The sequence below is a fragment of the Nostoc sp. genome, from assembly GCF_036916985.1.
In the GTDB taxonomy this organism is placed as follows: domain Bacteria; phylum Cyanobacteriota; class Cyanobacteriia; order Cyanobacteriales; family Nostocaceae; genus Nostoc.
Map to the genome: position 1 here is coordinate 135,421 of NZ_JBALFD010000054.1, position 15,822 is coordinate 151,242.

At 42.4% G+C, this 15,822-nt stretch carries 12 protein-coding genes, 1 tRNA gene and 1 rRNA gene; 8 read left to right on the forward strand and 6 right to left on the reverse strand.

Annotation, left to right across the window (positions count from 1 at the left end; all coding sequences use genetic code 11):
* Nucleotides 1-53: 53 nt before the first annotated feature.
* A complete protein-coding gene (gene ftsH3, locus V7L07_RS18880) occupies nucleotides 54-1,895 on the forward strand; it encodes an ATP-dependent zinc metalloprotease FtsH3 (protein WP_179067843.1) in 1,842 nt (613 codons plus the stop codon).
* 518 nt (nucleotides 1,896-2,413) lie between these two features.
* On the opposite strand, the gene V7L07_RS18885 is transcribed toward ftsH3, so the two are convergent.
* The gene (locus tag V7L07_RS18885) at nucleotides 2,414-2,632 is read right to left on the reverse strand and encodes a hypothetical protein (protein ID WP_179067842.1); all 219 of its coding nucleotides are present in this window, start codon (nucleotides 2,630-2,632) and stop codon (nucleotides 2,414-2,416) included.
* A gap of 944 nt (nucleotides 2,633-3,576) precedes the next feature.
* Between V7L07_RS18885 and hsdR the strand changes: the two genes are divergently transcribed.
* From hsdR to V7L07_RS18915, 6 genes are all read left to right on the forward strand, one after another.
* Complete coding sequence (hsdR, locus tag V7L07_RS18890; RefSeq protein WP_335060368.1) at nucleotides 3,577-6,894, forward strand: type I restriction-modification system endonuclease; 3,318 nt, start codon at nucleotides 3,577-3,579, stop codon at nucleotides 6,892-6,894.
* 270 nt (nucleotides 6,895-7,164) lie between these two features.
* Complete coding sequence (locus V7L07_RS18895) at nucleotides 7,165-8,634, forward strand: class I SAM-dependent DNA methyltransferase (RefSeq protein ID WP_335060370.1); 1,470 nt, start codon at nucleotides 7,165-7,167, stop codon at nucleotides 8,632-8,634.
* 31 nt (nucleotides 8,635-8,665) lie between these two features.
* The gene (locus V7L07_RS18900; RefSeq protein WP_335060372.1) at nucleotides 8,666-9,022 is read left to right on the forward strand and encodes a DUF2281 domain-containing protein; all 357 of its coding nucleotides are present in this window, start codon (nucleotides 8,666-8,668) and stop codon (nucleotides 9,020-9,022) included.
* On the forward strand, nucleotides 9,018-9,407 hold the full coding sequence (locus V7L07_RS18905) for a type II toxin-antitoxin system VapC family toxin (protein ID WP_335060390.1): 390 nt from the start codon (nucleotides 9,018-9,020) through the stop codon (nucleotides 9,405-9,407). Before V7L07_RS18900 ends, V7L07_RS18905 begins: the two co-directional genes overlap by 5 nt.
* 11 nt (nucleotides 9,408-9,418) lie before the next feature.
* Nucleotides 9,419-9,607 (forward strand): hypothetical protein, encoded by a 189-nt coding sequence (locus V7L07_RS18910; protein WP_335060374.1) that lies wholly within the window; start codon nucleotides 9,419-9,421, stop codon nucleotides 9,605-9,607.
* A gap of 126 nt (nucleotides 9,608-9,733) precedes the next feature.
* Nucleotides 9,734-11,248: a restriction endonuclease subunit S gene (locus V7L07_RS18915; protein WP_335060376.1), complete on the forward strand. Its 1,515-nt coding sequence runs from the start codon at nucleotides 9,734-9,736 to the stop codon at nucleotides 11,246-11,248.
* 84 nt (nucleotides 11,249-11,332) lie between these two features.
* Here the strand turns inward: V7L07_RS18915 and V7L07_RS18920 are convergent.
* From V7L07_RS18920 to rsmA, 5 genes are all read right to left on the reverse strand, one after another.
* Nucleotides 11,333-11,404: transfer RNA gene (locus V7L07_RS18920), tRNA-Gly, on the reverse strand.
* A 171-nt stretch (nucleotides 11,405-11,575) separates the two neighbouring features.
* Nucleotides 11,576-12,178 (reverse strand): sporulation/spore germination protein, encoded by a 603-nt coding sequence (locus V7L07_RS18925; RefSeq protein WP_335060378.1) that lies wholly within the window; start codon nucleotides 12,176-12,178, stop codon nucleotides 11,576-11,578.
* A 479-nt stretch (nucleotides 12,179-12,657) separates the two neighbouring features.
* Nucleotides 12,658-12,987 carry a DUF3082 domain-containing protein gene (locus V7L07_RS18930; RefSeq protein WP_335060380.1) on the reverse strand — a complete coding sequence of 110 codons (330 nt, stop codon included), beginning with the start codon at nucleotides 12,985-12,987 and terminating at the stop codon, nucleotides 12,658-12,660.
* A 235-nt stretch (nucleotides 12,988-13,222) separates the two neighbouring features.
* Nucleotides 13,223-14,176 carry a 4-(cytidine 5'-diphospho)-2-C-methyl-D-erythritol kinase gene (gene ispE, locus V7L07_RS18935; RefSeq protein ID WP_335060382.1) on the reverse strand — a complete coding sequence of 318 codons (954 nt, stop codon included), beginning with the start codon at nucleotides 14,174-14,176 and terminating at the stop codon, nucleotides 13,223-13,225.
* A 63-nt stretch (nucleotides 14,177-14,239) separates the two neighbouring features.
* Nucleotides 14,240-15,082, reverse strand: a complete 843-nt coding sequence (gene rsmA / locus V7L07_RS18940) for a 16S rRNA (adenine(1518)-N(6)/adenine(1519)-N(6))-dimethyltransferase RsmA (RefSeq protein WP_335060384.1) — start codon at nucleotides 15,080-15,082, stop codon at nucleotides 14,240-14,242.
* Between the two features lie 647 nt (nucleotides 15,083-15,729).
* Between rsmA and V7L07_RS18945 the strand changes: the two genes are divergently transcribed.
* A 16S ribosomal RNA gene (locus V7L07_RS18945) occupies nucleotides 15,730-15,822 on the forward strand; the annotation flags it as partial.

Consider the following 15,822-nt stretch of genomic DNA (forward strand, 5'->3'; position numbering starts at 1 on the left):
GCAAAGCGGCCACTGAGAGGTAAGGCGCGAAAAATACCGGAGGATAGACCTTAGTGAATAAAAGATGGAGAAATGCAGGGCTGTACGCGCTGCTGTTTATTGTCGTCATTGCGCTGGGAACAGCATTTTTTGACAAACAACCCCAAAGCAGAGAAACATGGCGATACAGTCGCTTTATTCAAGAAGTTCAGCAAGGCAGAGTAGAAAAAGTCAGTTTGAGTGCAGATCGCTCCACAGCACTGGTTACACCCAAATATGACCCAGCAAAACGGATTGTTACCTTAGTCAACGATCCCGACCTGATTAATACTCTGACTTCTAAAGGCGTTGATATTTCTGTTTTGCCCCAAACCGACGAAGGATTTTGGTTTAAGGCACTGAGCAGCTTATTTTTCCCTGTATTGCTTTTGGTTGGCTTATTCTTCTTACTACGTCGCGCTCAAAGTGGCCCAGGCAGCCAAGCAATGAACTTTGGCAAATCCAAAGCCAGAGTGCAAATGGAACCACAAACTCAGGTGACATTTGGCGATGTCGCTGGTATTGACCAAGCCAAGTTGGAATTAAACGAAGTCGTAGACTTTCTCAAAAACGCCGATCGCTTTACTGCCGTTGGTGCAAAAATTCCTAAAGGTGTGTTGTTAGTTGGCCCTCCTGGTACTGGTAAAACTCTCCTAGCTCGTGCTGTAGCTGGTGAAGCAGGTGTACCTTTCTTCTCAATCTCCGGTTCAGAATTTGTGGAAATGTTCGTCGGTGTGGGTGCATCCCGCGTCCGCGATTTATTTGAACAAGCTAAGACCAATGCTCCTTGTATCGTCTTCATCGATGAAATTGACGCTGTAGGTCGTCAACGCGGTGCAGGCTTAGGTGGTGGTAATGATGAGCGGGAACAAACCCTCAACCAGTTGCTCACCGAAATGGATGGCTTTGAAGGCAACACAGGCATCATCATTATTGCCGCTACCAACCGTCCTGATGTCCTAGATGCAGCCTTATTGCGTCCTGGTCGCTTTGACCGTCAAGTTGTGGTAGACCGTCCCGACTATGCCGGACGCAGCGAAATCCTCAAGGTACACGCCCGTGGTAAGACCTTGGCGAAAGATGTGGACTTGGATAAAATTGCTCGTCGTACCCCTGGATTTACTGGCGCAGATTTATCCAACCTATTGAATGAAGCCGCAATTCTAGCAGCACGCCGGAATTTGACTGAAATTTCGATGGATGAAATCAACGACGCAATTGATCGCGTATTAGCTGGGCCAGAGAAGAAAGACCGAGTAATGAGCGAAAAGCGTAAAACCTTGGTAGCTTATCATGAAGCTGGTCACGCCTTGGTTGGTGCTTTGATGCCAGACTACGACCCAGTGCAGAAGATTAGCATCATTCCTCGTGGTCGCGCAGGTGGTTTAACTTGGTTTACCCCCAGTGAAGACCGGATGGACACTGGTTTATACAGCCGCGCTTATCTGGAAAATCAGATGGCTGTAGCTTTGGGTGGTCGGATTGCTGAAGAATTAATCTTTGGTGAAGAAGAAGTTACCACTGGTGCTTCTAATGATTTACAACAGGTAGCCCGTGTTGCTCGTCAAATGATTACCCGGTTTGGGATGAGCGATCGCTTAGGCCCTGTTGCCCTTGGTCGTCAACAAGGTAACATGTTCCTCGGACGAGATATCATGTCAGAGCGCGATTTTTCTGAAGAAACCGCCGCCGCCATTGATGAAGAAGTCCGCAAACTTGTAGATGTAGCCTATACACGCGCTAAAGAAGTGTTGGTGCGTAACCGCCACATTTTAGATCAGATAGCGGAAATGCTGGTTGATAAAGAAACCGTAGACGCTGAAGAGTTGCAAGAAATTCTATCGAATAACGACGTGACAACCGCCGCCTTTGCCTAAGTGAATGAGTAGTTAAGAGTTAAGAACAATTCCTAACTTCTAAATTCGGGGTAATTCTGGGATTTTCCAGAGTTACCCCAATTTTTTTAATTAGGGAACTCCAAGAAATAAATTATCCAATATTGTGGGGTAGGCAACATGAGCGCCCACCCCACAAGAGTTAATTGAATGTTTTTTTATTTGGAAGTCCCTTACTTGTCAAAAGCCCAGCCATGAAGACTGGGCTTTTAATCCGAAATGGGGTTATATTCCCCGAAGCTTCGTTATAGAGTTTCAGTATAAATCGGTAATCTGATAGATACTACTACATGAGCGTAATCAATTCCAGAAAATTAGAAAAATTTTTCTAGATACATCAAAATCACAGGAGCTATAACTCTGACTTCGCAAGAGAAAAGACGCAATCTAACTACTACACTTTTCTTGGATGCAGAAGTAGGATGGAGTAAAATCGGCAACTTACGCATCTCGATCGGACTGGCATCAAGAGTGACTGGATACTCAATCAGTTGCTTAATTTAAACTCTGGATGTCGGTTTTAAAAATAGCCACGCCACAAAAAACGTCGCCGCGGTGAATAGTTGCGTCAAATCCAAAGCAGATAGATAGCCATCTGCAAATGAAGCAATACTGCGATCGGTAATGCCAAATACCCAGGATGACAGGCCAAACAGCCAAATACCATTCTTGAGATTCCCGACGAATTGCTTAGAGTCTGATGGTTGCTGGTCGTTCATGATCTTCTGCTCCGTTAGTGAAGAATCTGGTGATTGATGCGAAATAACGCCATGAGAAATCTTTTCGGACTCTTGTCGCCGAGTTTACACTTCCTATTAATAATATTAATAAATATTTCACCTACTTGACATCATTCCCCAAAGGTACATCTTCTAATCCTGACATTTCTCCTTTACTTTTGCTACCTTCGATAGACGGTAAGGCGTTGATTTATCAGCTTTACAGCCTTGATTTTGAACGCTGAGATTACATCATCTTTAAATAACTATGTGAATATTTATTTGTTTTTTGTATAAAATACTTCATAAGATAGATGTGTTTCTATAAATTCCTCAGATTTCAATTGTGTGGATACTTTGTCGGGGGGTACATCTATCTATTCGCGTCAACTTAACGCCAAAGCCCAATACGCTTGGGTTAAGACTAAAACCCTTTGTCAAAGTCAATTTTTTTAACGTAGACGCAAAGCAGTGAAGCAGCGCGGTCTTCTCCCAAAGGGCTACGGTGTACACACAAGTCTTTGAGAGTTGCCTCACAGCGTTTAGATCCCCCCTAACCCCCCTTAAAAAAGGGGGAACCAGAGTCAAAGTCCCCCTTTTTAAGGGGGATTTAGGGGGATCTTCAACGATTTTGGTTTTATACAAAGATGTGTGTACACCGTAGCCCAAAGGGAGAGGCTAGCACCTGCCGTAGGATGCCCGAAGGGCTGTAGGGGGTTTCCCCCATGAGCGACTGCTGTTAGCGCAGCGTTAGCGACGTTAGGAGCGTCACTCGGAGGGCTTGCCGCAGGCTACCACAGAGACGTAGAGGGCACTGAGAGAAGAAAGAAATGCTTAACTGAACTGATTGGGTTATAACTTAGTTGATAAGACCGGATTAGAATTACTTAGGTTTTTTAAGTAGCTCTAAACACAATAATCAGGGTGCTTTTCTATAAGCCTATATGCCAGAGTCGTTAAACTTCTCATTTCTTGCAGTCCACGATCAACAACTTGTGCGCTTGGGTGCTTTAGCAGAGCGATATTTTGCCGATGACCCCAATACTTGTTTGATTAAGTTGCGGCAGTTTGGTGAATTGCTGGCGCAATTAGCAGCAGCCAATATTGGGCTTTATGAGGTAGCAGATGAACGGCAGATTGATTTACTCAATCGGTTGCGCGATCGCGGTTTAATCAAAGGTGAAGTAGATCGTCTGTTTCATGAGTTGCGAAAAATTGGTAATCAGGCGACTCATGAGCTTTCTGGTAATCACCGCACGGCGTTAAGTGGGCTGAAATATGCTCTTGCGTTAAGCATTTGGTTCCATCGCGCTTTTGGTGGAGGTCGCAATTTTGACCCAGGGGCGTTTATTCCTCCTGCTGACCCAAAAATAGAGACAGAGACACTCAAAGCAGAATTAGCACGCTTGCGAGAAGAAGCGCAAAAGCATTTAGTAACTGCGGAAACTGAAGCACAACAACGCACCGCCGCCGAAGATTTGGCACGGGAAGCCCAAGCCAAAGTGCAGGAGGTATTACAACATTTAGCAGAAATTCAAGCCCAAGCTCAAAAGCAGTCACAGCAAACCATTCAGCAGACAATTACTCAAGCCCAAGTCGCTGAAAGTGGAGTGCTGCTGGATGAGAGAGAGACACGCCGACTGATTGATATTCAATTACGTGCGGCTGGATGGGAAGCAGACTCAGAAGAATTGACTTATCAAAATGGTGTACGTCCTCAGAAAGGAAGAAATTTAGCGATCGCAGAATATCCCACCGCTAATGGACGAGCCGACTATGCCTTATTCTGTGGCTTGCAAATTGTCGCAGTAGTGGAAGCCAAGCGTCAGAGTAAAGATATCTCTGAAGGAGCATTGAACCAAGCCAAACGCTACAGTGAAGGTTTCCAAGTCTTGGGTGAGGAAGTTTTGGCTAGTGGGTCTTGGCAAAACTACAAAGTACCGTTTGTATTTGCTACCAATGGTAGACCATACTTGCAGCAGCTTCAGACCAAGAGTGGGATTTGGTTCTGTGATTTGCGCCGTCCAACTAATCTGCGGGTATGCCTTGCCACATGGCACAGTCCTCAAGGGTTATTAGATGCCTTAGCTCAAGATATTGACCAGGCAAATACTCGTTTAACCCAGGAAGGCTTTAACTATGGACTAGAGTTGCGTGATTATCAAATTCGTGCCATCCAAGCAGTAGAGTCTGCGCTAGCCAGGGAACAACGGATATTACTGTTAGCAATGGCAACAGGTACAGGCAAAACTAAAACTTGTATTGCTTTAGTGTATCGGTTACTCAAAACCAAGCGATTTCGACGCATATTATTTCTGGTTGATCGCACTGCACTAGGAGAACAAACCTCCAATGCCTTTAAAGATTCCCGAATGGAGAACCTACAAAGTTTTGCTGATATCTTCGAGATTAAGGATCTCAAAGATATTGAACTCGATCGGGATACCAAAGTGCATATTGCCACGGTGCAAGGTATGGTTAAACGAGTTCTCTACCCCTCCGATAGTGCATCAGTAATCACGCCAGATCAGTATGATTGCATTGTCGTGGATGAGTGTCACCGGGGCTATTTACTAGATCGAGAATTAAGCGATCGCGAACTAGAGTTTCGGGATTTTAACGATTATGTATCAAAGTACCGTCGAGTGTTGGAGCATTTCGACGCTGTAAAAATTGGTTTAACTGCAACTCCCGCACTGCACACCACCCAAATTTTTGGTGAACCTGTTTACATCTACAGCTATCGAGAAGCTGTGATAGATGGCTGGTTAATTGACCATGAAGTACCTTTCAAGATTAGGACAAAGTTATCTGAGGAGGGCATGGTTTGGAATCCTGGTGAGCAGATGGAATTTTTCAATCCCCAAACTGGGCAACTTGACTTAGTTCATGCACCTGATGAGGTAAAAATTGAGGTAGAACAGTTTAACCGCAAAGTAATTACAGAAGATTTTAACCGAGTTGTCTGTGAAGCATTAGCCCAGCATATTGATCCATCACTGCCAGAAAAAACGCTGATTTTCTGTGCTACCGACGGTCATGCAGATATTGTCGTTAACCAGCTTAAACAAGCGTTTCAGTCTATCTATGGCAGTGTGGAGGATGATGCAATTGTCAAAATTACAGGCAATGCAGATAAGCCATTAGAGTTGATTCGTAAGTTCCGCAATGAAGTTAATCCCAAGGTGGCTGTTACCGTAGACTTACTGACCACAGGAATTGATATTCCCGCGATTTGTAATTTGGTGTTTATTCGTCGCGTCAATTCCCGCATTCTCTACGAGCAGATGTTGGGAAGGGCAACCCGCCTTTGTAATGAAATCAACAAAGAGGTCTTTCGTATTTTTGATGCGGTGCGATTATATGAAGCGATCGCTCCTGTCTCCAGTATGAAACCTGTGGTGGTTAACCCCAATATTTCCTTTACTCAATTGGTGGAGGAGTTGGAAACAGTCAACAACCCTGATGCTTTAGAAACAGTCATTAACCAACTACTGGCGAAAATTCAGCGCAAACGCAGGCATTTGAGTCCTAACAATCAAGAACAGTTAGAAGCGATCGCCGGAATGCCATTATCAAATATGGTTTCCCATCTCAAGCAAAGTACACCACACCAGGTAAGGGAATGGTGGGAACAAAGAAAAGCGATCGCTCAAATTCTGGATCTTCGAGATGGTGGTACTGTGCCAATGCTGGTTTCTCGCCATGCTGATGAGTTAGTGGCTATTGAACGGGGTTATGGCAATGCCGAACGTCCAGAAGATTATTTAGATAGTTTTAGAGCTTTCTTGTTAGAGAACATGAACAAGATTCCCGCTTTAATGATTGTTACACAGCGTCCCCGTGAGTTGACTAGAGCGCAACTCAAGGAGCTACGAATAGGACTATATACGGCAGGATATACAGAAATTAACCTAAAAACTGCATGGCGAGAAATTACCAATGAAGATATTGCTGCTTCTATCATTGGCTTTATCCGTCAGGCTACTTTGGGTGATGCTTTGATTCCCTACACAGAACGGGTAGATCGGGCGATGAAAAAAATTCTGGCAAGTCAGCCTTGGACTTCTCCTCAACGTAAGTGGTTAGAACGTATTGGCAAACAGATGAAAGCAGAAACGATCGTTGATCGGGAAGCTTTGGATAAAGGGGAATTTAAAACCCAAGGTGGCGGATTTGAAAGACTTAATAAGGTTTTTGGCGGAGATTTAGAGAATATTGTGATCCAGATTCACAAAAATATTTGGGATGTCGCTAATTAACGCAATGTGCAACTTATCCTTAGAACCCCTCTCCAAACCTCTCCCCCATAGGGAGAGAGGCTTTGATTCTTGCTCTCCTTCCCTTGTAGGGAAGGGGTTGGGGGTTAGGTCTGAGAGAAAGTTGCACACGGCGTTAATTAAATATTTCATACAAAGACACAAAGACAACTAATATATTCAAGCGGGATGAATCCTGTGGATTATCCTACTTACCCTTGAACCCCGATGAACTTTCTCCAAAATTACGAATTACGAATTACGAATTAAATTATGGTAGCTACCTCCGATATTGTTCAAAAGCTTTGGAAGCTCTGCGACGTTCTCCGAGATGATGGTGTTACATACCTACAATATGTTACAGAGTTAACCTATTTGCTATTTTTGAAGATGGCACAGGAGACGGGTGCTGAAAAGCAATTACCGGAGGGATATCGTTGGGGTGATTTGGTTAATAAGGGTGAGACGGAGCAACTAATATTTTATAGATCGCTCTTACTGATGTTGGGTTCTGAAAATTCCTCTCAACGGGTACAGGCGATTTTTGTTAATGCTCAAACTTCCCTCAAAATACCGCGCATCCTTAAAAAGCTTGTTACCAGTATTGATGAATTGGACTGGTTTTCTGAGCATCGAGATGAGTTTGGTGATTTATATGAAGGGCTACTCCAGAAAAACGCGGATGAGAAGAAATCTGGTGCAGGACAGTATTTTACCCCTAGACCTTTGATTGATTGTATGGTTGCCCTCATCAAGCCACAACCAGGAGAATTGATCCAAGACCCTGCTGCGGGTACGGGGGGGTTTTTGATTGCAGGCGATCGCTATATTCGTCAATACCATGACCCTTTTGAATGGACAGAAGCCCAGCAATCCTTTCAGCAGCATCAGGCGTTTTATGGCATGGAGTTGGTGCAGGATGCTCACCGCTTGCTGTTGATGAATATGATGTTACACGGAATCGAGGGTGCTGTAGATTTGGGTGATACCCTTTCGTCGCAAGGACAGCGACTAGCGAAAGCAGATGTAATTCTCACTAATCCGCCCTTTGGCACGAAAAAGGGGGGTGGTTTACCTTCGAGAGATGATTTCACCTATTCCACTTCAAATAAGCAATTGGCGTTTTTGCAGCACATATACAGATCACTCAAGCCAGGGGGACGGGCGGCTGTGGTTTTACCCGATAACGTACTGTTTGAGGATGGACAGGGACGAGCAATTCGGGCTGACTTGATGAATAAGTGCAATTTGCATACAATCTTACGGTTGCCCACTGGGATATTTTATGCTCAGGGTGTGAAGACGAATGTTTTATTTTTCCAACGAGGAACAACCGAGAAAGGCAACACCAAAGCAGTTTGGTTCTATGATATGCGAACCAATATGCCCAGTTTTGGTAAGCGTTATCCTTTAACTCGTGAGCATTTCGCTGAGTTTAAGCAATGCTATGGAGATGACCCTAATGGCAATCATCCTCGTGTAGATTTAGGAGAGAATGAACGTTTTCGGTGTTTTACACGGGATTATATTGAAAAACGTCATGAAAACCTTGATATTTCTTGGTTACGCGATGAAAGTTTGCAATCTGGGGATAATTTACCTGAACCAGAGGTAATTGCTGCTGAGATTATGGAGAAATTGCGAATTGCAACCAAGGAGATGGAAGCTTTAATGATATTGCTGGAAGGCGAAGAAGCTGCGGAGGCTGTTAGTTCCTCCGTGGGTATGCCAACTTTAGAATAGAAACATGAGTAATCTTAGTAGGTGAATAGTAATGAGTGCAGAACAAGAATTATTAACACACTGGCGTTCTCTTCCCCAAGAAAAACAACAGGAAGTTTTAGATTTTGTAGAATTTCTTCACTTGAAAAACTCTGCAAATAAACCTCCCTTGGTAGAACGCTTACGAGAAATTCGCTCTAAAATTGTTGATTCTGGTCAGGATTTGTTAAATGAAGATGAAATAGAAAAGGAACTTGCCAGCCGCAGAGGTGGGTTAACACAGCAAAAAACACCTGAAGAATTAGGCTGGCCTCCAGGTTTTTTTGAACAGACGGCTGGTTGTTTAGCTGATGACCCTATTCAAAGATATCCCCAAGGAGAGTATGAACAAAGGGAGCAGTTAGATTGATTTATTAGATACTAATGCTTGCATTGTTTATCTAAATCGTCCTATATCTGGTGTGCGGCAACGATTGACAATGCTATCTCCGCAAGATGTTGCTGTGTGTTCAGTTGTGAAAGGTGAACTATTATACGGTGCAATGCGTAGTAATAATCCTGTAAGGACTTTGGCTTTACAGGAAGCATTTCTCAATAATTTTATATCTTTACCTTTTGATGATGCAGCAGCTAAGATTTTTGGAAGAATTCGGGCTGAGTTAGCAGCTAATGGGACACCCATTGGCCCTTATGATTTACAAATTGCGGCTATTGCAATGGCTAATAATTTAATTTTAGTGACGCATAATGTACGCGAGTTTAGTCGAGTAAATGGGTTACAAATTGAAGATTAGGAGCAAGAAAGTTGAGCAAGAAAATAAACTCGCTAGATGACGAGTGGGAACATTTATATAAAGGCAGGTTTAAGGAATTACAGCAGAAAATTCAGGTGGGAATTGAGTTGGCTGAACGAGGTGAGGTGCTGGATGCAAAGGATGTATTTGAGAGGTTGCGCGAAAAGCTGCAACAAAAACGCACTCAGGCTGGTGAATGATTAACATTTGTACGCTTAAAGTCTTGTAATTGAGGAAGGTGTTAAAATTTTGCGTGTTGTTAGTGGGTATCAGGATTTAGAAGGTTTGTTTTTAGGACAGGATGAGGATTAATGGAATTGATTGGAATGAGTGAACAATTAATAGAATTACCTGATAGTTGGAAATGGATAAAATTAGGTGATATTACTCTGCCTTCTGATAAAAAAATTGAACCTGCTGAAATCCAATCTATTCCATATATAGGACTGGAACACATAGACAAGGATACAGGAAAACTTTTAGGCTACGGTAATTCTAAAGATGTTAAAAGTACAAAGTCAAAATTTTATTCTGGAGATTTACTTTACGGTAAGCTACGCCCATATTTAAACAAGGTCAATGTAGTAAATTTTGAAGGGGTTTGCTCTACTGATATTTTAGTGTTTTCAAAAAATTATTATATATCTAATGAATTTTTAAAGTATCGTTTTTTAAGTAGGGATTTTGTTAGTTACGCAAGTCAAAATGTTAATGGCGTTCAGCATCCTAGAATTAACTTTCCAACTTTAGCTGAATTTTCCCTTGCTCTTCCACCCCTCAACGAACAAAAGCGGATTGTTGCCAAAATTGAGGAATTGAACGATCGCACTCAAAAAGCCAAGAAAGCACTAGACAGTATACCTCAGTTATGCGATCGCTTCCGCCAATCCGTCCTCGCCGCAGCCTTCCGAGGCGATTTAACAGCCGACTGGCGCGAACAAAACCCAGACGTTGAACCTGCTTCAGTTTTGTTGGATAAGATTAAAAAAGAACATAGTAAAACATGGAAACAAGAAGAATTAGAACTCCTTCAAAACAGTGGTAATCAAACAAAAAACGATTTTAATTTGTCTAATAACTTTGCTCTATCTGAATTACCAGCAAGCTGGTTATGTACAAATTTGGAAAGTATCTGCTTCTTAGTTACTGGAAAGACACCTTCAACTACTAATAAAGATTTTTGGGATGGCGATATTCCTTTTATCACCCCGTCACAAATTCATGTTTCGGGAAGTATTTTACCTCCTAACAGGACTTTAACTGAATTAGGAACAAAGCAAGCTCGTATCATTCCTGAAAATAGCATTTTAGCAGTTTGTATAGGTAGTGTTGGTAAAATTGGTTTACTTAATCGTCCTTCGGTTATTAATCAACAACTTAATGCTTTAATACCTTATCAAGGAATATTTCCTAAGTTTCTCTACTACTGGTCACAGTATTTTCTACGTAATTGGATAATTGAAAACGCATCTGCTACTGTAAATGCTGCAATACTCAATAAAAGCCGACTAGGGACTGCACCTGTGATTATTGCACCCTTCAACGAACAAAAGCAAATTGTTTCTCTAATTGAAAAGCATTTCGCAATAATTGATGTTATTCATAAACAACATCAACCAACAATAGAAAAACTAGAAAAGCTAAATCAATCAATATTATTAAAAGCCTTCCGGGGTGAACTCGTCCCCCAAGACCCAGATGATGAACCTGCATCAGTCTTACTAGAACGAATCCGAGCCGAACGAGAAAAATTAAACAACAGCAAACCAAAAAGCGATCGCACAAGCAAGCGCAAGAGCAAGACAGTAGAAGGTCAAGGGTTAATACCAGGACTAGAGTAGCTCAAAGATAATGCGCTCATTCCTCAACGCAAGAGTTTACAGAGGAAATCCTTGAAATGCTTGTTAAATAAGGCTTTTTTCTAAAGCGGGCGATGGGACTCGAACCCACGACGTTCACCATGGGAAGATGACATTCTACCACTGAATTACACCCGCGAATTGCTCCTACAAATTTAGAGCTAAACTTAAGCATACCACTATTTACAGCTGTTTTCAATTGGCTAGAACATACACTGTTTTAGTAGATGCTGATGTATAATTCCTGTGGCTGTTCAGATTGAAAAATCTTTTTAATTAGCTAACGACGGTACTTGCTACCATATTGAACTAAAGAACAATATCCTCACCTCGCTCAGTGAAACGAACCTCTTTAATATTCCATTGGGCATTACTCGTTAAGGTTTTGCGGAGACTACCAAACAGAGCAAACTGTTCACAACTAGAAAGAGAAGCTATTTGCCGCTTTGACTCAGGGGATATTCGCAAATCAACTGTAGCAATGCCATTTTTGAGGTTGACACGATACCCAGACAAGCTAAAGTCGCTTGTATCTCGTTTTTCTAAGATTTTATTTACGACATTTTTCACTGGTTCTTCGGCTGGCACTGAAACCTTTTCTGGAACTAGCTTTTGACATTGAGCATCACTTGTGTATAGTGTAACGTTGGTAGTTTTAATGGCAGTTTTAGAAGTTGATGAGGGAGGTGTATTTTTTTTAGGAGGTTCTTGATTAGGAGATTTTTCTCTCAACTGAGCTACTCTAGGAATTTGACTGGGAGTCTGAGACGGCAGGCTATTGGTTGCCGCTACGCTAGGGGATGGCTTCACACTGTCAATATTCTGAGCAGTGGGGTTAGAACTACAACTGCTGAGGCTGATGACCATCGCCACAAAAATAAAGGGTAAAAAATATCTCTTGGTTGTGTTCATAATCTTTGCTTATAAATAATGTTGCTGCTACCAATTTCAGTGTCGCTGGTATCAATTCCGTATAATTTTCTGAATATTGAGCCAGTCTACAAAGTGTCAACTCAAAATCTGTTAAAGTCAAGAATCGCACTACATATAGAGACTCACCAAGTATAACGATATCTCTACTAGCTGCAACTAAAAGGTATAAATAATCCAGGCTACTGATGAGGATAATGCCCAAGATTTGCAGTTGCGATCGCCTAACTGCTAGTAGTTTACTAGTTACGCCTTGAGATTACTTACTCTAAGAGGTTGTTTGAAAAGTCTAATTTCTGACCCGCCTCGGCGATTAGAAATCGCGGCTACACAGGCAAAACCTGCCTCCGCAGGTTAATAAAAATCCTTGATTTTGTATTAGTCCACGCAGGTGGACTTGGTTTGTGTAGTAGCGAATTCTATTCGCCCAATACTTTTCAAATATCCTCTAAAGCAAATTACTAGTTTTCACTACTTTTTTCCTTAGTCAATTGCTGCACTAATAATTGCACTCCCAAAGCCAACAAACCAATTGCCACTAAACTAAATATCCCACTTCCTAGAGCAACTACACCAACAACTAGAGTGCGAACAGCAGAAGAAATCTTAATTACCAATGGATTAATTGAATGGACAGGTTTAGTTGCAAAATTTGTAGCGATCGCAATCATCAGCGAATATGCTGCAAATCCCATTCCTCCAGAAATCACCGCCCCCGTAAAACAGCGTAACGGACTCGCTGTAACTTGTTCTTTAGCATCTGTTTGTGGCGTGAGGTTTTGGTCATTCATAATCTTTGGGATTTTAGGTTTGAGATTTTCGATTGGAGGATTAGGAAATAATTATTATCCTTAGCTAATCGTCCTTAAAATTGCATCTCTGCGTCTTTACTAGCCATTTGAATTAAGCATATAGCATTTCCCTACCGAGTAAGGTACACCCGTAGGGGCACGGCAGTGCCGTGCCCCTACACCTTGCGGTATAATGTTGTACCTCATCTGAATGGGAACCGCTATAAAAATTTATTTAAACTGAAGATGCCACCTGAATACCATGTGTAATTGTCCGAGTCACAAACAATTCTAAGTCCTCATCAACAATTGCTTCCCGAACTTGCAGCTTAATTTTTTCTGCCTGCTGTTGAGATTCAAAAAGAGCAAATACTGTTGGCCCAGAACCAGACATCATTGTTCCTAAAACGCCTTCCTGATTTGCAAATATTTCCCGCAGTTGCAAGACTTGGGGATAGGCTGGCAATACCACGCGTTCTAAATCATTGTGCAGTTTTTGGGCAATTTCTCCCGCATCTTTATCCAGAATAGCTTTTACTATTGCTCCTGAGTGAACTGCATTAGCACGTGCTTCCAGATTGTCGCTATCTCTAATATAAGAATCACCAAACTGCTGTCGATAGGTTTTGTATGCCCAAGCAGTAGAAACTTCCAGGCTGCGGTATTTCGCCAAGACTATATATATATTATCTAAACTCGGCAGGGGAGAAAGTTGTTCACCCCTACCTGTGGCGATCGCAGTTCCACCCGCCACACAAAACGGTACATCTGAACCGAGTGTACTTCCCAACTCCTCTAATTCTGACTGAGTTAGCCCCAACTTCCACAGTAAATCTATCCCCACTAACACCGCTGCTGCATTCGTCGAACCCCCAGCCAACCCAGCAGCAACAGGAATTTGTTTGTTGATACTAATCTCCACGCCTCCATATTTAGCGAAGGCTTCGGGAAACTGTCTCACCATTAATTCTGCCGCGCGGTATGCCAGATTACTTTTATCTGTCGGTACTTGTGGCTGATTGCAGTGAACACGGATATTTTCAGTGCTGATGGAACGCACATCAATCTGGTCTGCAAGTCCGATACTTTGAAGTATCATGGCTAACTCATGATAGCCATCGGAGCGATCGCCAATGATTTCCAGATACAAGTTGATTTTAGCAGGGGCAATTAGGCTATAAGAACGCATTTTATGAGAGTGGGGAATTGGTCATTGGGCATTGGGCATTGGGCATTGGGAATGGGAATTCTCCTAACTCCCCACTCCCAATTCATTTGCTAGAATTACCCATTGCTGAACGCTGAGGTCTTCGGCTCTAGCTTGGGGATTTATTTTTAATTGTTCCAGTAATTGGCTCAAGCGATCGCGTTCTATAACTGATTGCAAATTATTTCGTAACATTTTGCGCTTGGCACCAAACCCCAACTTTAAGAAATTCTCTAACTGTCGGGGATTAAGCGCTGGTATTTCTATGTTTCGGGGACGCAATCGCACTACTGCTGAATCCACTTTTGGCGGTGGATGGAATGCAGCAGATGGGACTGTGCAGATTAACTCACACTCAGCTAAATACTGCACTCGCACGCTCAACGCCCCAAATGCTTTTGAGCCTGATTTAGCATATAACCTTTCTGCTACTTCTTTTTGTACCAACAACACTATAGAGTCAAATGGTTCGGGATTGGGGTTGGCGATCGTACCCAGTAGTTTCTCAATGATTGGCCCTGTAATATTGTAGGGAATATTGGCTACTACCTTATTTGGCTTGTGGAAATTAGGAAAGGCTTCCAGATAAGATGGTAAATCTAGAGTGAGAAAATCGCCTTGTAGCAGTAAAAAATTTTCAGTCTTACCAAGCTGCTTTGATAGCAGTTGGCATAAGTCGCGGTCTATTTCAACCGCAATCAGAGATTGCACCAAAGGTAATAAACGACGAGTCAGAATCCCAGTTCCGGGGCCAATTTCCAGGATGCGATCGCCTTCGGCATGGGCGGAGCGATCGCTTTCGGTACACTCTGCTGCTTTTATAATTGCGTTGAGCGCCTTTTCACTTTTGAGCCAATGTTGAGCAAAGACCTTGCGCGGTCGGATCATCTGTATTTATTGCCTAGTCTAGTTTTTAGCTTTTTCTCAAAAATTCATTATAAATTTTGAAGCCCCTCTACAGCGCTAGACTCACTGTAACGCCTATCTTCCATTCCGAACGCTCCAAAAATGCCCAGGTGGCGATCGCTCTATAAGAATAGAAGTCTTAAACCACAAGCTCCACAACAATTCTGCTCTTATATAGTTAGTTCAGGCATGAGAATTCAGGATAAATCCCTCTAGCAATACTATCTCCTGCCTTTTTCAATAATCACTCAACTTGCATTCAGATCCCATTTAAAGACAAGCAAGCTGCATTATTCACACAGTCAGGTTTAGCCACTTTGTTTTCGCTTCCCTCTCGTTGCTCAAGCCATTCACTTGAAAGTATTGCCAGTCAAGCGATTTGCCCTTTTAGAAAAAAAAATAAATTTACCCCTTGACAAACTAGGGGATGACTAGTTACTCTAGTTAAGTCGGGAAGCGAAAAACGCAAACGACCGCTGAACCTAAAAAACATAATACTTTGAAAGCTTAAGAAAAAACCAATCCTCGTCAAAAGATTTTAATTTTGGGATTTCCCAAAAAGATAATCAAAATTGTAACTAGGATTCTGGAAAATATTTTTTTTCAGAGCCACAAACTCGAAACACAACAAAACGGAGAGTTTGATCCTGGCTCAGGATGAACGCTGGCGGTATGCTTAACACATGCAAGTCGAACGGAATCTTTCGGGATTTAGTGGCGGA